This is a genomic window from Streptomyces sp. NPDC001231 (assembly GCF_042896885.1).
Taxonomy (GTDB): domain Bacteria; phylum Actinomycetota; class Actinomycetes; order Streptomycetales; family Streptomycetaceae; genus Streptomyces.
In genome coordinates, this window is sequence record NZ_JBIAXS010000043.1 from 1 (window position 1) to 15,527 (window position 15,527).

At 69.5% G+C, this 15,527-nt stretch carries 18 protein-coding genes and 1 pseudogene; 8 read left to right on the forward strand and 11 right to left on the reverse strand.

The window, feature by feature from the left end; all coding sequences use genetic code 11:
* Nucleotides 1-166: 166 nt before the first annotated feature.
* The 5 genes from ACFY3J_RS35140 to ACFY3J_RS35160 all read right to left on the reverse strand — a co-directional run bounded on the left by ACFY3J_RS35140 (nt 167) and on the right by ACFY3J_RS35160 (nt 4,963).
* Complete coding sequence (locus ACFY3J_RS35140; protein ID WP_384187177.1) at nt 167-1,564, reverse strand: NAD(P)/FAD-dependent oxidoreductase; 1,398 nt, start codon at nt 1,562-1,564, stop codon at nt 167-169.
* Nucleotides 1,557-2,744, reverse strand: a complete 1,188-nt coding sequence (locus ACFY3J_RS35145; protein ID WP_384187174.1) for an MAB_1171c family putative transporter — start codon at nt 2,742-2,744, stop codon at nt 1,557-1,559. The genes ACFY3J_RS35140 and ACFY3J_RS35145 overlap by 8 nt, the downstream gene beginning before the upstream one ends.
* A complete protein-coding gene (locus ACFY3J_RS35150) occupies nt 2,741-3,355 on the reverse strand; it encodes a toxin (protein ID WP_384187172.1) in 615 nt (204 codons plus the stop codon). The genes ACFY3J_RS35145 and ACFY3J_RS35150 overlap by 4 nt, the downstream gene beginning before the upstream one ends.
* Nucleotides 3,352-3,957 carry a hypothetical protein gene (locus ACFY3J_RS35155; RefSeq protein WP_384187169.1) on the reverse strand — a complete coding sequence of 202 codons (606 nt, stop codon included), beginning with the start codon at nt 3,955-3,957 and terminating at the stop codon, nt 3,352-3,354. Before ACFY3J_RS35155 ends, ACFY3J_RS35150 begins: the two co-directional genes overlap by 4 nt.
* A gap of 337 nt (nt 3,958-4,294) precedes the next feature.
* Complete coding sequence (locus ACFY3J_RS35160; RefSeq protein WP_390842562.1) at nt 4,295-4,963, reverse strand: class I SAM-dependent methyltransferase; 669 nt, start codon at nt 4,961-4,963, stop codon at nt 4,295-4,297.
* A gap of 284 nt (nt 4,964-5,247) precedes the next feature.
* On the opposite strand from ACFY3J_RS35160, the gene ACFY3J_RS35165 reads away from it, so the two are divergent.
* Nucleotides 5,248-5,925, forward strand: coding sequence for a class I SAM-dependent methyltransferase (locus ACFY3J_RS35165; protein WP_384187185.1), 678 nt, complete (start codon nt 5,248-5,250; stop codon nt 5,923-5,925).
* 115 nt (nt 5,926-6,040) lie between these two features.
* Nucleotides 6,041-6,799, forward strand: coding sequence for a hypothetical protein (locus tag ACFY3J_RS35170; RefSeq protein WP_390842563.1), 759 nt, complete (start codon nt 6,041-6,043; stop codon nt 6,797-6,799).
* A 15-nt stretch (nt 6,800-6,814) separates the two neighbouring features.
* Here ACFY3J_RS35170 and ACFY3J_RS35175 read toward each other — a convergent pair whose 3' ends face one another.
* Together ACFY3J_RS35175 and ACFY3J_RS35180 are read right to left on the reverse strand one after the other, a co-directional pair.
* Nucleotides 6,815-6,898 (reverse strand): 50S ribosomal protein bL37, encoded by an 84-nt coding sequence (locus tag ACFY3J_RS35175; protein WP_372496954.1) that lies wholly within the window; start codon nt 6,896-6,898, stop codon nt 6,815-6,817.
* Nucleotides 6,899-7,094: 196 nt separating this feature from the next.
* Nucleotides 7,095-8,009: a GNAT family N-acetyltransferase gene (locus ACFY3J_RS35180; RefSeq protein WP_390842564.1), complete on the reverse strand. Its 915-nt coding sequence runs from the start codon at nt 8,007-8,009 to the stop codon at nt 7,095-7,097.
* A gap of 281 nt (nt 8,010-8,290) precedes the next feature.
* Between ACFY3J_RS35180 and ACFY3J_RS35185 the strand changes: the two genes are divergently transcribed.
* Complete coding sequence (locus tag ACFY3J_RS35185; RefSeq protein WP_390842565.1) at nt 8,291-8,833, forward strand: GNAT family N-acetyltransferase; 543 nt, start codon at nt 8,291-8,293, stop codon at nt 8,831-8,833.
* 136 nt (nt 8,834-8,969) lie between these two features.
* Here the strand turns inward: ACFY3J_RS35185 and ACFY3J_RS35190 are convergent, their stop codons facing one another.
* Nucleotides 8,970-9,128: a BBE domain-containing protein gene (locus ACFY3J_RS35190; protein ID WP_390842566.1), complete on the reverse strand. Its 159-nt coding sequence runs from the start codon at nt 9,126-9,128 to the stop codon at nt 8,970-8,972.
* 310 nt (nt 9,129-9,438) lie between these two features.
* On the opposite strand from ACFY3J_RS35190, the gene ACFY3J_RS35195 reads away from it, so the two are divergent.
* The 3 genes from ACFY3J_RS35195 (at nt 9,439) to ACFY3J_RS35205 (ending at nt 11,822) form a co-directional block, all read left to right on the forward strand.
* The gene (locus tag ACFY3J_RS35195) at nt 9,439-10,053 is read left to right on the forward strand and encodes a DUF1326 domain-containing protein (protein ID WP_384187153.1); all 615 of its coding nucleotides are present in this window, start codon (nt 9,439-9,441) and stop codon (nt 10,051-10,053) included.
* Entirely contained in the window at nt 10,041-10,817 is a 777-nt protein-coding gene (locus ACFY3J_RS35200; protein WP_390842567.1) for a DUF2182 domain-containing protein, read from the forward strand. The genes ACFY3J_RS35195 and ACFY3J_RS35200 overlap by 13 nt, the downstream gene beginning before the upstream one ends.
* Nucleotides 10,818-11,021: 204 nt before the next feature.
* Nucleotides 11,022-11,822: a hypothetical protein gene (locus ACFY3J_RS35205; protein WP_384187148.1), complete on the forward strand. Its 801-nt coding sequence runs from the start codon at nt 11,022-11,024 to the stop codon at nt 11,820-11,822.
* Between the two features lie 186 nt (nt 11,823-12,008).
* Here ACFY3J_RS35205 and ACFY3J_RS35210 read toward each other — a convergent pair whose 3' ends face one another.
* On the reverse strand, nt 12,009-12,557 hold the full coding sequence (locus tag ACFY3J_RS35210; RefSeq protein ID WP_390842568.1) for a carbonic anhydrase: 549 nt from the start codon (nt 12,555-12,557) through the stop codon (nt 12,009-12,011).
* Between the two features lie 358 nt (nt 12,558-12,915).
* Between ACFY3J_RS35210 and ACFY3J_RS35215 the strand changes: the two are divergent.
* Nucleotides 12,916-12,999, forward strand: a pseudogene (locus ACFY3J_RS35215) (GntR family transcriptional regulator); the annotation flags it as partial.
* Nucleotides 13,000-13,018: 19 nt separating this feature from the next.
* Here the strand turns inward: ACFY3J_RS35215 and ACFY3J_RS35220 are convergent.
* On the reverse strand, nt 13,019-13,561 hold the full coding sequence (locus tag ACFY3J_RS35220) for a DUF4262 domain-containing protein (protein WP_384187142.1): 543 nt from the start codon (nt 13,559-13,561) through the stop codon (nt 13,019-13,021).
* A 424-nt stretch (nt 13,562-13,985) separates the two neighbouring features.
* Here ACFY3J_RS35220 and ACFY3J_RS35225 point away from each other — a divergent pair, with 424 nt between their 5' ends.
* Nucleotides 13,986-15,287 (forward strand): MFS transporter, encoded by a 1,302-nt coding sequence (locus ACFY3J_RS35225; RefSeq protein ID WP_384187182.1) that lies wholly within the window; start codon nt 13,986-13,988, stop codon nt 15,285-15,287.
* Between the two features lie 12 nt (nt 15,288-15,299).
* Here the strand turns inward: ACFY3J_RS35225 and ACFY3J_RS35230 are convergent, their stop codons facing one another.
* Nucleotides 15,300-15,440: a hypothetical protein gene (locus ACFY3J_RS35230; RefSeq protein WP_390842594.1), complete on the reverse strand. Its 141-nt coding sequence runs from the start codon at nt 15,438-15,440 to the stop codon at nt 15,300-15,302.
* Nucleotides 15,441-15,527: the final 87 nt, after the last annotated feature.

Genomic DNA, 15,527 nt, shown 5'->3' on the forward strand with positions numbered 1-15,527 from the left:
ACCACAGCAACCTCGTCCGGAGTCACACACTCCCAACGCCACACCGGCCCAGAAGGACACGCACCACCACACCCGACCTGACCAAGCCCTACTAGGAACGGGAGGGCCCCGTACGTCACTCGTGCGGGGCCCAGTGGCTTGCCCAATTGGGCGAAGTTGATCTCGGTTAGGGGTTGGCGGCGGACCGCTCGTCGTCGGTGAGGGGCGGCTTCGACAGGAACGACCGCTTGGGTCCGAGCAGCATCGGGACGAGCATGTCCGGGGAGAACAGGCGGGTTGCCGGTTTCTCCATGCTCATCACGTCCAGGAGGGCGCCGAGCGCGCGCGGGTTGCGGGCGCCGGTGGCCACTGCCCGGTCGACGAACGCGGCGAGGTAGCGCTCCACGGCGGTAGGCGGGGTGGCACTGGCGCCGGGGTAGAACGCGTCTTGGCCGACGGCCAGGTCCCAGGCGGCGGCGACGGGCCGGGCCGCGACGCGCTGGAGACGGCGCGCGAGCCCAGGAGCCGTGACCGGGGTGGTGCGCAGGACGTCGCGGACGGCAAGGGCGCCCTGAGCGGCGACGGTGAGGCCGTGGCCATAGACGGGGTTGTATCCGGCGATGGCGTCGCCGAGGACGGTGAACCCGTCGGGCCAGCGGGCGAGTTTCTCGTAGTACCGGCGGTGGTTGGCGGTGCTGCGTGTGGTGGCGACGTCGCCAAGCGGCTCGGCGGCCTTGAGCAGCTCCCCGATGACGGGGTCGCCCAGGCCGAGCGCGAAGTCGACGAACGCATCCGGGTCGCTGGTGGGTTCGCCACCGCGGGTGCCGGAGAGTGTGACAACCCAACGACCGCCCTCCACGGGGAGGATGATTCCGCCCTGGCCGGGGGCCTGCGCAGGGTTGGCCTGGACGTTGACGAGGGGGAAGTCAGCGTCGGCGGTGGTGCCCGGCGCGCGGTAGATGCGAGTGGCGTAGGCGACTCCGGCGTTGACTTCTCGTTCGGTGACGCGGGGCAGGCCGAGGTCTTCGAGCCACTGGGGGGCGCGGGACCCGCGGCCGGAGGCGTCGATGACGAGGTCGGCGGTGAGGACGGACGTGTCGTCGCCCGTGCGGACCCGGACGCCGGTGACGCGGTCGGCGTCGCCCACGAGGGCGAGAGCGGTGGTGTCCTGACGGAGGGTGATCCGCTCGTCGGCGAGGACGTGCCGACGCAGCACGGCGTCGAGGAGGTCGCGGGAGCTGACGAGGTTGCGGTGGTGCGTCGACGTGAAGCGGCGGAACCACACCTCGTTGGGGGCTCGGGAGACCATGTCGCCCATGATGTGGACCAGACGGCCGCCCTCGGCGACGACGCCGTCCACGATTCCGGGCACCAGGTCGTTGAAAGCGCGTACGCCGCCGCTCCACACCAGGTGAGCATGCCGGGCTTGGGGAACGCCGCGGCGGGGCTCGGGGCCGTCGGGCAGGGTGTCCCGCTCGAGGAGGGTGACGTCGGCGTGTTCGGTGAGTGCGGCGGCGGCGAAAAGACCCGCGGCACTGGCGCCGATGACGATGGCGGTAGGTCTGCCGGTAGCTATGTCAGGCATGTGCGGTCACGCTCTCTGTGCTGGTCACCCGCTGGCGGATGCTGCCGATGAGGCGGGGGCGGTACAGGGCCCGGGAGACGGCGTCGATGTGGTCGGCGATGCCGGTCGCGGCCTGCTGGGTCTGGCCGCTGCTGGTGGGGGTCTCGTTGCGGTACGCGTCGGTCGCGGCCTGGATGGCGACGGCCCCGGCGATCCCATGGGCCTCGTCGGCGCCGTGGGCGGCCGCGGCCGCCTCGTACGCCTGCCGGTAGAGGCCCTGGTCGAGGTAGGGGGCGAGCAGGCGCAGCGCGTCATGGATGCGCTGCCGGCGCTGCATCAGCCGCAGATCGAGCGGGGCCCAGAAGCGGAGCCGGGCGGCGACCGCGGCGGGTTTGACGACGCGGACCACGCGCCACAGGGACCGCAGCCGCCAGTAGTCACGCTGGTCCCGGCTCCACCGTTGCAGGACAGGCCCGGCCTGCGGGGCGATGAACCCGAGGGCGACCAGGATGGCCTCGACCAGCGCGAAGGGCGGCGCGGCCTTGGTGCTGAGAAGGTCGAGGTCGACGCCGAACCAGCGGGCGCCCACCGCGATCAGCTTGGTGACGTCGAAGAGCAGCCCGGAGGCGAACCCGAGCTGTAGGAAGATCACGCCGGCCTTCAGCCACCGGTTGGTGACTTCGGGCAGCCACCGCCACAGCATGTAGGTGGCGACCAGGGACGACACCATGTGCGCGAGCAGGTACAGCAGGATGTGCTCGCGCATCCATGGCGTGCCGGCGTAGTAGGTGTCGAGGTCGTAGATGCGGGGTTCGGGGGCGTGGGCGAGGAGGAACGTCACCCAGAGGCCGACGCCGACGGCCGCGTAGATCCAGTAGATGCGGATCATCCGCCGCCGCCGGCCTTCGGAGGGTGCTTCGCGCCACCGAATGATCATGGTCAGGCCGGTCGCGTTGAACGCGGTGAGGAACGAGTACGCCCACGGCGCCGCGATGTTCGGGACGCCGGTCAGCACGTTGAGCCGGTGAATGTTGATCGGGGTGATCACGATGAGCACGACCGTGGCCCAGGTCAGCAGCAGGGTGGTTGCCCTGACGTCGGGGTCGCGCCAGGCCCGGAAGAAGGTCGGCGCCTTGAAGGCGAGGGCGATGGCGAGCAGAACGGTGGGGAGGAGGTACGGGACGTGGAAGTGAGGGCTCATCGGAGAAGGCGCCCACCTCGGTTCAGCAGCGACAGGTTCAGGCGGCCCTCCACGGTGGTCGCGCTGACCGGGCTCTCCGCGTACCGGCCGGTCACCCACGTGCGGACCTCACGGCCGAAGAGCAGGCCGAAGGTCTCGGCGTCCACTTCGTGACTGTCGACCGAGTCGGATCGGGCTGCGACGGTCAGGAGGGCATCCCGCGGGACTTCCTCCGTGGTGAGGATCTGCTCGACCGCTCGCTGCACGGCTTCGGGCGCCTCGCTGGTGGTGGCGCGGGCCGCTGCGTTCATGCCGGCGACGTGGTGACCGCAGTCGCCGTTCTCCTCGTGCCACAGCTCGTGCCCGAGGATGACGAGCTGGGCCTCGGGGTGCATGCTCTGCTCGACCACGATGACGGAGCGCTCGCCGAAGTCGATCCTCATGCCGGAGACCGGGACGGGCAGGTCTGCGGGGAACGCGCGGAAGGCCAGTTGGATGGGGCGGCCCGTGCGCGCGCTCATGGCCTGGCAGAACGCTTTCATGACGGCCCTCGGTTCGTCCGGCCGCTGGATGGCCTTGGATGCTTCCCTGCCGAGGGCGGTGAGCAGAGACTTCATGGCGCGGGTACTCATCGGCCGTTGTCCTCCTGTGGGGGCATGACGGACTTGATGACGCCGGCGAGGAGCGTCTCGAGCTGCTCGGCGCTCAGGCTTCCGTGGTGGCGCATGTCTGTGGCGACGACGCCGTACTTCTTCAGCAGGGCCTGGACGGGGTCCTGTTCGGGGTTCTCGTACTTGTCCAGGGTCGACAGCAGTACCCGGTTGAGGGCGTCGGGGGCCTCGTCGGTGAAGAACGCCTCTTTCGCGTCCCTGAGGTCGAAGAACTTCACCAGGCCGTGGAGGAGTTCGACGGAGGGAACCTTCTTGCCGTCGATGATCTGTCGGGCCCAGACCTCGGAGATGCCGCACTGCCGGTGCACGGCGGCGACCAGCTCGCGCTTTCGTCTCCCGGTCCGGGCCAGGTAGGCGTCGGCGAGAGTTCTCACACGTGCGCAGACCCGTTCGCCCACCTCCTCTTGGGGTGGTGTTCCGCCGGCGAGGAGCGTGCGGACGGTGCTTTCCGGCAGAGCTGTCTTCTCTGCCAGCCGACGCGGATCGACGAGTTCCGCACGGTTCAGCTGCTGATCTTCGATGAGCGCGTCTAATCGCTGAAGCGTCTCGGGGAGGGATGACATGGGCTTCACCGATGCTCTCCCGGTTCTCATCAGTTGTGGTGTGGCGTGCAGCCTATGCGGACGACGCCCGTCGTACAAAGGATCGTTTCAGCGCGGATAACGATCGTTGGCTGCTGACGCGGGAGCCTCGTAACAGGCTATTGATCCAGTCGGCCGCGATCGTGACGAGGCCCGCTCCGGTCGCGGTCGCCGCGCTGCCTGCCGCCTGCTGCCTGCTGGCTGCTGCCTGCTGCCTGCTGCCTGCTGCCTGGCAGAGCAATACCTTCAACCGGCGTCGCGACCGTCCGGAGGGACCTTGCCCGGCACGAGGCCCTGTGCCGCTTCCGACGCCCGATCCTCAGCCGGTTTTCTTGGCCATGACGACCAGCCCCGGCCCGGTTTGCTCATCTGCGGGGAGCCGAAGTTCGGCGACCGGGCGCAGGCCGGCCTGCTCGATCAGGTCCACGAGTTGTTCCGGCTGCCATTTGTGTGTCGTCCAACGCACGGATACCCCTCCGTAGGCCTCGGTGCGCACCAGGTCTTCGTCGCCGACGTGCGTTGCTGTGATGAAGTGTCCGCCTGGCTTCAGGGCGCGCGCGAACAGGGCGAGAACCTGAGGAAGGACGTCGCGGGGGAGGTTGAACAGTGACCACCAACCGAGCACGCCGCCAAGGGACGCTTCTCCAAGGTCGAGGTCGGTGGCAGAGGCGACGCTGAAGCGGCATTCCGGATGAAGACGGCGCGCGTTCTCGATCATGCGAGGAGAGAGATCGACCCCGGACACGTCCAGTCCGCGTTCGGCAAGGTAGGCGGTCACCGTTCCGGGTCCGCAGCCGACGTCGAGGACAGGCCCAAGTTCGCTCACGGTGTCAGCGAAGGCGTCGATTGATGCCTTGAGCCATGGATGGCTGCGGATGTCGCCGATTCCCGTGGTCAGCACCATGTGGGCGTAGTTGTCGGCCACTCGGTCATAGGACTCACGAACCACGTCGAGATCGGCTGGGCGGTCAATATGGTGTGCGCGCATCAGCCAACGATACGTCGGTGCACCGTCGTTGGGGCTGGTACAGCGGTTGACGCCAAGCCGTTGATCACGGCCCGCCTACTCGCGAGGACGTTGACGCGATTCTCGTACTCGCGGCGGGCCTTGCGCTGTACCGGGATCGACGGGACGCCCATGGTGCGTGGAGAGGCTGACAGCGGGCGGCGAGGAACCGGCGGTGGCTGGGTACGGCTCTCGTTCTCCGCTGCCCGGCCCGGCCGGGTCTCGCACTGGGCTGCTGTTGTGGCACGCAGTGGGTGGGTGCGACGATGCAGGCTGGCGAGCGAAGGGACACCGACGTGAGGCACGAAGACCAACGGCCGCCTGCCGCCGTGCTGTTCGACGCGCTGGGCCCCGCCTACGAGAAGGCGTTCGCGCAGGCACCCGCTCACCTGTCCGCGCTGGAGTGGCTGATCGAGCGGCTGCCGCCCGCCGCACGGACACTGGACGTGGGCAGCGGCACCGGGCGGCCCACCGCGGCCGCGCTCATCGCGGCAGGGCACTCGGTGCTGGGCATCGACGTCTCCCCCGTCATGGTCGAACTCGCCGCCCGTCAGGTCCCCGAGGCCGAGTTCCGCTGCGGCGACATCCGTGATCTCCCGATCGAGGCGGACTCGTTCGACGGCGTGTGCGTGTTCTTCTCGCTGCTGCAGATGACCCGCGCCGAGCAGTCGGCTCTGACCCGGCGGCTGGCCCTGGCCATGAGGCCCGGCGGGCATCTGGTGCTGGCCACCGTGCCCGCGGACGTGGAGGACGTCGAAGTGGTCTTCATGGGTCGGCCGGTCCGCGCGACGAGCTTCGCGGAGGAGGACGTCGTCGGCATGGTGGAGGCGGCGGGGCTGACGGTGCTGTCCCGGCACAGCACCGCCTTCACCCCGGACCACCCCGGCGCCGGGCCCGAGCCCCACCTCTACCTGTACTGCCGCCGCGACGAGACCGGGCGATGACGCTCAGGGGTTTCCACGAGAAGGTCACCGCCCTCGACCTCATCGTCTCCGAAAATGAAGTCATCCATCGCGGCTCGCCTACGTGAGCAGTATGCCGACCGTTACGGCGCGATGCTTGAGGACCTCGTTCGCGACCACCGGGGCATCTCGCTGCTACTACCTGGACGCGCCGCTCCAGGAAACGATCGTTCGGCATGCGACGAAGCCGGACCCGGCATACCTGGTCCAGGTCGCCGACCCGCGCCTCCGAGTTTGGTACCGCGAGCGGGACCTGCTGCCCAGCGGGACCGAGACCCTCATCGACTCCAGCAGCACCCTCAGCGAGACCGTGGAGCGGATCACGCACGAATCCGGCCTGGACCGGGTGCCTCATGTGCCAGGGGCGCCGCGCGTCGTGCCGTCACGACGTGCAACTCCCGGGCATGGAGGACGAGTTCTCGATCGAGTCGACGAGCATGCGCACGGGCCGTGGGAGCTGCGCGTGCACCGGGTGCGGGCACCTGAGGGCGTGACGGTGCGCGAGGGCGGGTACGCGGTCGCCGACGTGGTGCGCCCGCACTCGGAGCAGGTGCCCGGCTGGGCGCTGACCCGTACGGAGTCGGGGCTGACCAGCGCCGTGGCCGCGCTGTACGGATGGGACGAGGAGACGGGCGTCGCGCGCGAGGTCGAGGCGAACGCCTACGGCCCGCACTCGGCGACCCCGTACCTGCGAGCCGTGCGCCATCCGGGCGGGGAGAGTGTCCACGTCACCTTGGTGGTGCTCACCCGCGACGTCGTCCACCCCTGGGCCCTGCGCGAGTCGATCACGTGCACGCGCGAGGACGACGGGCGGGTGACGGTCGCGTTCCCGGACGGCGAGGCGGTAGCGGTTTGACAGGGTCAGGTCGGCTCAGGCGTTGGGACGCTTGCCGTGATTGGCCTTCTTCTTCTTACGACCGCGTCGCTTGTTCCCTCGTTTGGCCACGGTGCACATCTCCCTAATCCAGGACTTTCCATGCGTCGCTCAGTCTAGATTCGGCCCGGAGTGTCCGCATCAGCGGTGCGGCGGGCGCAGCGCTCATTGCCCGCTCGGTGAACTTCCCCATCGCCCACGCACCCGTCACCCGCGCCCAGGAAGAACTGAGCGGCGTTCCGGCGGTACCGAGCCCACAGCAATCTGCGGAGCGGTCCTACGCGCCGAGGTCCTTGCGGAAAACTGTGGAGCTGTGCCGAACTGTCATGCCGACCCGTAGATAGAGGTCCAGTGCACCGGTGTCCGAGTGGGTCCACAAGGTGCAGGAGCAATGGCCCGCGCGGTGGAAGGCGCGGAAGGTATGGCGCAGCAGGAGTCGGGCTATGCCGCGGCCGCGGTGGTCACGGCGTACGGCGACCTGTTCGAGGTAGCCCTCGTTCGTGCCCGGCACGTCGAGCGCCAGGGCGGCGCCCACCAGATGATCACCGGCGAAGGCCAGGGCCGACCGCTGAGGGGCGAACGTGGGCCGCTCCACGGTGTGGGCGGCCCACTCCTCGTACGACTGCCGCCGCTCCTGCCACTCGTCGAACGCGTCCTGGACGAGGACGTGCGTGGCGGGCCCGTCGCCGGTGTGGAAGGGCCGCACCGTGATGCCCGCCGGGGGCTCGGGCACCGCGGGCTCGCCTGGCATGGCGAACTCCAGCAGCCAGGCCGTCACCAGCGGCACGTACCCGTGCGCGCGCAGTAGCGTCACGGCGCCCGTGTCCGCGTCCGGCACGGTCTGCACGACGCGCTCGGCGCCGGCCTGCCGTGCCCGCGCCAGCGTCCAGCCGAGAAGTGCGGCGCCCAGGCCCCGGCCTCGGTGCTCCGGATGCACGTCCACCTCGGAGCGCCGGTCTACCCAGGCGCGGGCGGCGAGGCGTCCAGCCGGGTCGAGGACGAGGACGGTGTCCGAATCCGGCACCAGGCCCGGCCGCGCGAGATCGGCGGCTATGGCCCCGGCGTCGCTCTGCCCCCGCCCGTACACCTCCCGCTCGCAGGCCGTGACCAGCGCGTGAATCGCCGGGACGTCGTCGGTGGTCGAGGGCCGCGAACGATAGCCGGGCGGCAGGGACGGGACTAGGGAAGGCACCGGCGGAGGGTAGCGGTGCGCCGGATTCGCACACAAGAGGGCGAACGCTGCCCGATATGGCACCAGGTCACTTCGCGCGAGCGCGGAGTCGTGTTCAGGCGGGTGATCAGCTCACGGTTGGCGGCGCGAGCCGCGTCGAGTTCTTGCTGCCGTTCTTCGAGCTGGTGCGTGAGGTCCACGGCATCTGTCGAACGCAGCTGCTCCCTGGAAAATGCCGGTGAGCCTTTGCCTGTGCCCAGTTATCCTGCCTTGTCCTGAACAGGCCAGGGAGGTCCCCCACCATGAGCAGCGCCACTTCGTCGTTTCCCGAGCGGATCGAGCTCTCGGGGGAGGGTCTCGTCCTCCGCGACTGGACGGAGGCGGACCTGGCCGCGATGCCGGAGCTGTTCGACCACCCCGACATCGCGTACTGGACGCCGATCGTCTCCCCCTTCGACGAAGCGGCCGCCCGCGCACGGCTGGACCGGGACCGGCAGCTGCGGGCGGAAGGCTCGGCCATCTTGCTCGCCATCACCGTCGACGGCGGCGCACCGCTCGGCGAGGTGATGCTGCGGCGTGCGCCCGAGGGCACGGAGCTCGGCTACGCGGTCGGCCCGGCGCACCGCGGCCAGGGGCTGGCGGCGCGTGCGGTGCGGGTCATGGCCGCGTACGCCTTCGAGCAGCTGAGCGCGGGGCGGGTGATCCTGGAGCTGGAGGCCGAGAACGCCGCGAGCGTCGCCGTGGCCACCAAGGCGGGTTTCAGACTGCTCGACGTGCCGCTGATCAGGGGTGAGGAGAAGGGGCGGCCCTACGCCCTGCAGACGTGGGGTCTGAACCGCCCCTGACCCTCAGCCTCCACCACGAGCACCCGATCGCACGCATGTCGAGATCGCTGGTCCAGACGCCTTGGTGTGGAACATGGATCTCTCCCAGGAGGCGGGTCCGAAGGTTGACAACGGAGAGAACTCAGGCCGTGCTTGGTCAGCGGGACTCGGGCGGGATGCTCCGGTCGTACTGGAAGACGTTGTGCGGGTGGTACTTCGCCTTGATCTTTCGCAGTCGGCCGAAGTCGGATCCCCAGTAGGCGGTCTTCCGGTCCTGCATGGCAACGTTCGGCACGTTGACGTAGGCGCCGTCCACGCAGGGGCGCAACGCCTGGCTGAATTCGGCGATCCAAGCCTGGGCCCGCGGGGTGAGCGGGTCGCAGATGCCCCGCGTGCGATTGCGGGACTAGCCTGGGAAGTACTCGGACGGCCGTTCGAACCAAGGAGCTTTCCTGGTGTCGATCTTGTGGCCGGGCGGGCGCGCGGCACGCGTCCCCCCGTTTCCCCTCATGAGGTCGAGACGCCACTCGAGGTCGACGCCCTCACCAGGTCTTTCGCTCTGTCGGCTGAACCCCACTTCGCATCGCCGGCGGGCGCGCGACCCAGCCCCAGGCAGGAGTACAGAGATGGCTTGGAATCTGAACGGTACGTACCTTGAGAGCTGCAACTGCGACACCGTGTGTCCGTGCACCACCTCAGGTATGACCGCGCCCGCCGACAACGACCGCTGCCAGGTGACTCTCGCGTTCCACGTCGCACGGGGTGAGATCGACGGCGTGGACGTGTCGGACCACAGCGTCGTCGTCTTCGCCGACGCGCCCCGTGTGATGGCCGACGGCGGCTGGCAGGTCGCGCTGTATGTCGACGCTTCGGCCGACGACAGCCAGGCGGACGCGCTGGGCAAGGTCTTCTCCGGGCAGGTGGGCGGACCGATGGCGGCGCTCGTCCCCCTCATCGGCGAGGTCCTTGGCGTCGAACGCGTTTCCATCGACTTCCACGACGACGGTCGCCGCCACACGGTGCAGGTGGCGGACGCCATCGACATCGAGATCGAGGACCAGGTGGCCCCACAGTTCGGCGAGGACGGTCCCGTGATGGGGCTGACCGGCATGTTCCACCCGGCGAACAGCACGTTGACGATCGCCCGATCGACGCGGGCCATCGGCAATGGCGTACACGGCCGTTCATGGGACTTCACCGGCCGCAACGCACACTCGGCGCCCTTCTCATGGTCGGCGTGATCAGGACAACGATCACAGTCCGGCACAGCGCGCGCTACTCCGGGCTGGTGTTGCTCACGGCGGCCGCGGCCTGGGCATGGGCGGCACTGCGCTGGGGGGACATGGGCTTCCGGACCATGGCAGGGAATCTGCCCGCCTTCATGGGCATGTGGACGGTCATGATGACCGCGATGATGCTGCCGGCCACGGCACCTGTCGCCTCGATGTACGCGCGGACCGTCCCCATTCACCGGGCGCCGCGCATGATCGCGTTCACCGCCGGCTACGTACTGGTCTGGGCCGCCGCCGGGCTGCCGGCATACGCCTTAGCCGTCGTCGCGACACACGTCGCAACCACACATCCCACGACAGGGACGTCGGCAGCCGCCGCCGTTTTCGCCGTCAACGGTGTCTATCAGCTCACCGCCCTCAAGGATTTCTGCCTCAGCAAGTGCCGCTCGCCGATAGGCCTGTTGCTGCGCTACGCGTCGTACCGCGGCCCCTCACGCCATCTACGTGCCGGAGCGCATCACGGCGCGTTCTGCCTGGGATGCTGCTGGTCCTTGATGCTGCTGCTCACGGCGTTCGGTGTGATGAATCTTTGGGCCATGGTGGCCCTGGCCGCCATCGTCACCGCAGAGAAACGCTTCCCGCGGGGTCGTCTTGTCGCCCGGGTCGTCGGCCTCGCTTCGCTCGCGCTCGCGATCGCCGTCTTCTGGGTGCCCCTACTGGCCCCCAACCTCACAGGCAGCGGCATGTCCGAGATGGGCCTCCGTCACCTGTGACACTCGCCCTGCCGCCGCAAGAGGTGCCGGACCCGTGCCAGATCGTGAAGGGAACCACGGGGCCCCCGGGGAACCAAGTCCGCAGCCATCGGCACCGGCACCGATCCCACGCAGGTCAACAAGATTCCTGCACTGGAAGCACCCGTCTTCCAGTGAGTGGCCCTGACGCGGGCTCTGTCAGGCACGCGTGGAAGACTGCGACGCGTGTCTCTCGCCGACCTCACCTTTGATCAGTGGCGGTCATTCGACCTGTCGACCGCCCGCCGAGTCGCACAGCAGGCAGCTGACCTGGCGGGTGGCCACGTGGTCGCCGTTGAGGCCGTCGAGCACCTCGGTGCCCGGATGCACTGCGTCCGGATCGAGCGAAGTACACAGGAATTTGCTCTGGTACCGGGTGGCACGGTCACGCTCGGATTCGACCTCGACACCTGGCAGCCCACGCCGGAGCAGACCGCCGACTACCAGGAGAGCCTGGAGCAGGGCTTCGGGTACGGCCCCGACCTGCGGGCCCACCTTGCGCGGGTGCTCAGTCCACGCCGGCGCGTCACCCTGGCGACGGTACTCATGGCAGTGGAGGACGAGAACCTGACCGAGCCTCCCGCCGACACGCCGGCCGTGCTCGCGGCCCGCGGCCTGCGGATGCCGAGCTCCGACGAGTGGGAGCACGCCTGCGGCGCCGGTGCGAACACCCTGTTCCGCTGGGGCGACGACTGCCCCCTCGACCGGATCCCCTACGACGACCACACCGGGCCGCAGCACGGACCGAACGCCCTGGGCCTGCACATCGCCTACGACACGTACCGGACAGAGCTGACGAGCGATGTCACCGCGGTGCACGGCGGCGACAGCGGCGAGTCGGCCTGCGGCGGCTACGGCCACCTGCTGGGATGGCTGCCCCTGGCCACTGCCAACCGCAATCCCTTCCTCGCCACCGAGTTCGTATACGGACCGGAGGGCGAAGACATGTATGAGGACTTCTCCACTCGACCTGTACTCGCGCTCTGATTTTCCGGGACTCAGCGGCCTCGGCCGCACTCATCCAGGCCATCTCGCGGCAGTCGATCGAAGGCCGCTCGGCGGGCACGGCTGAGCATGTTCCACTGAACCTGGACCAGGCCTGCGCGATCAAACCGTCTCGACCGGGCTGATCATCAACGGCCTCGCAATTACACGTCTGGCTCAGTCGACCGGTCAGGAAGGCGCACCCGCCAGGACTTCTACCTTCCCGGTGTCGAGGGAGTAGTACGCGCCGACCACGGCAAGACTGCCCCTTGTTACGAGTGGGGCCAGGTCCTGGTTGGAGCGCAGGTCGGCTGCGGTCAGCTTGGCCTGCGCGCGGGCCATGGTCTCGACCGGGTCGGCATCGCCTTCCTTGACCGCCTGTTCGTACGCCGGACGCAGAGCCTTGGCGATCGCATCGAGGTTGCCCGGCAGCGGCTTGCCGCCATGGAGGGACTTGTACGCCGCCTCGATGGCTCCGCACCGCTGATGCCCGAGGACCACGATGAGCGGAGTGCCACTCGTCATGGGCCCGTACTCCACGGAACCCGTGACCACCGGCTCGACCGCCTCTCCTCCGGTACGCATCACGTACAGGTCACCCAGCCCGGTGTCGAAGAGAAGTTCAGGCGGCACCCGGGAGTCGATGCAGGCGAGGATCGCCCCGAACGGCTTCTGCCCCCGGGCGACGAACTGGCGCCGGTTCGGATCCCGGTCGGGGTGTTGAAGGTCTCCGCTCACCCACCGCTTGTTGCCATCCATCAGCCTCGCGAATGCTGCGGCGGGCGTTGTCGGGCCCACTTCCGGCGAAGCACTGGTCGCCAGTGGGGTGGCACTCGTCGACGAGCACCCCGCAAGCGCCACCGTGGAGACCGCGAGTCCACCAGCGAGCAGAGCCCTGCGATTCGGGTGTTCCGCTGCGACCATCGGTCGTTCCCCTCAATCCGCCGGGACGCGTGAATAAGCCACGACCAGGCGATTGTTCAGCGCGGTGAGGAAGCCGGACCGCAGGCACAAGCAGGCGAGGACCGCTTTCCCGCAGACGGCCCACAGAGTCCGTGCCGGCGGCCGGCCCCTCGGGGCCGAGGCTTCATCGCCGAGTGACCAGGGACGGCCCGTGGAGGCGGACATCGTGGTGCCCGCCGCGCACTGCGAGATCGTCCATGAGATCCAGGCCACGCGCCCAGGACCGAGGGTCGGCCTCAGTCGAGATCGGCCCACGGTCCACTGGTTTCGTCCTTCGAGATCCACAGAAGAGGCCGGCTCGCGCGGCAGTACTCTTCGACCTGGTCGTCCCAGGGAAAGCGGCCTTTCTTGTCCGGCCAGAACAACTGCATGACCGGAAGCGGAGGGGCCTGGTAGAAGTCGATCCCGGCACCGAAGAAGTCCCGGTACCAGCTTGGGTGGACGGGCCGGACCGTCACCTGGTAGCCGTTCAGGATGTCGTCACGCACCTGGCCGGCTTCCAGTGGGTGACCGTTCCGGATCTCTCCGCCCGCAACGTTGAGGATGGGCATCATCGTCTCGACCCGCAGGCCGAAGACGCAGACCTCAGGGCTGCGCAGGGTGTGCCACAAGCCGATCGAGTAGGCCCAGTCCGCCGGCGCATCGCCCCCGGCACCGACACCCATCACGTGCCAGCCGAACTCGGAGACGCTTGCGGCTATGCGGCCATCACGTTCCTCCCAGGCCGGGCCATCCGAAGGAGGGGCGCACAGGAGGCAGAAGCAAGAGGCGTCGTCCACCCGATCAGGTTACGGCCCCTGCCAGCACGGCTGACGCCGGGCCAGCCACCCTCGCGCCTTGGTGGGGCGGCCTCCTGCTGTGGTGGCAGCGCGGTGATGACGACCCCCACCAGTGCCTTGCCCACTCCGCCTCCGAACCGTCGCTGACCTGCACAAACACGCCCCACCGAACCAGACGGGGCGTCACTTTTTCCCAGGACTCCCGACAACAAACACAATGTGATTCAGATCACATCATCCCGCCTTTTTTGCACATGCCCGCGCTTGATACAAATTGCCTCGCGTTCCTGTCCGTCGACGGTCGCCCCTACCCCCTTCTTTCTCCACCCTCCCCCTGTCGCTTTCGCATGCCCTGGGAACGCCCGTGTCCTCCCCCGCGCCCGCGCTCTCGCGCGGTTCCTCCTGGCCCCTCGTCGCCCTTTTCATGGCGGGCTACCTCGCGCCCTATTTGCTGCCCACCGTCGTCGGCCGCCTCGGTGACCGGCTGGGCCTCGGGCCCGCGCAAGCGGGGCTCGTCGGCAGTGCGCTGCTGCTGAGTTCGGCCACGGCGGGCTTCACGCTCGCGGCACGCGTCGAGCGGTTCGGGCCACGGCGCCTGGCCCGCTCCGGGCTGCTGCTCGCGGCGTTCGGCTACGGCTGCGCGGCGCTGTCGGACAGTGTGCCGGTGGTGGTCGCCGGGGCGATTGCGGGCGGCTTCGGCTCGGGCACGGCGACGACGGTCGCCGCGTCGGGCATCGCGGCCCAGCGCGACCCGCACCGCACCTCGACCTTCGGGCTGCTGAGCGTCTCCGCGCTCGCCGGCGTCGCGTATCTGACGATACCTCACCTCGGTTCCGGACACGGGCTGCCGTTCGCTGCGATCGCGCTGACCGCGCTGCTGGTGTGGCTCGCGACGGGCCGACTCGCCGGTGCCGTGGCGCCCGGTCACACGGCGGCGCCGCGCGGCCCGCTCCCCTACCGCCGCGCGGGGCTCGTCCTCGCGGGCTCGATGCTGTTCTGGTCCATGGCGCAGAACTCGCTGTGGGGTGTGAGCGGCCGCATCGGCCTGGACCAGGCAGGACTGAGCGAGGTCACCGTCGGCGCGGTCTTCGCCACGGCCTTGGGCACCGGGCTGCTCGGCGTCATCGGCGCGAGCGCGCTCGGCGCGCGGCTCGGGCGGGCACTGCCGATCGGAGCGGGCACCGCACTGATCGCCTGTTGCATCGCGGTCAGCGCCTCGGCGGACGACCTGCCGTCGTTCGCGACCGGCGAGATCGCCTGGAACACCGTCTACCCGATCGTCCTCTCCTACCTCATCGGACTGGCGGCCTCACTCGACCCGCGCGGCCGCTGGGCGGTGCTGGCCGGATCCGCGTCCTCCCTGGGCACCGCGTGCGGCCCGCTCGTCGGAAGCCTGCTGTCCGCGAGCGCCGGCTACCCGGCGATGGGCCTGGTGCTGGGCACCGGACTGCTCCTGCTTGCGCTGCCGTTGACAGCGGTCGCCCTGCACACCGGCGGCCGGCCCATCGTCCCCGGTGCGGTCCGGCGCCGGGGCGGCGCCCCGGCCGCGGTGGTCGCGGCCACGACGGGCACCGCGGCCGGCACGGTGCCCCAGGTGGGTGCCTCGGAACAGCCGGTCGTCGAGATCGAGGTGCCGGTCGCCGGACCGGCCCCGGACCAGCAGGCGTTCGGCACCGCGGGCCCTCGCGGACTCGCCTCCGTGGAAGCGGGCCCGGGCACCCGCTGAGGAGCCGGAGCCCTACTCCGCCCCGGCCGTCTCGAAGTCGTACGCCTCGACCTCGGCGGGACAACGCGCACGACGCGTCTCGTCGTCGTCCAGGAAGGGCGCCTCGAAGGAGTTGCGGGCCAGGTCACGCAGACTAGCCGCTGTATGACCCAAGTCGCCGCGGCATTCCGGGGCGAGTGCTGCGGAGTCGTTGGAGAGCGGGCTCCCTCCGAAGCGTTCGCCCCAGGACTGGGCCGCCGG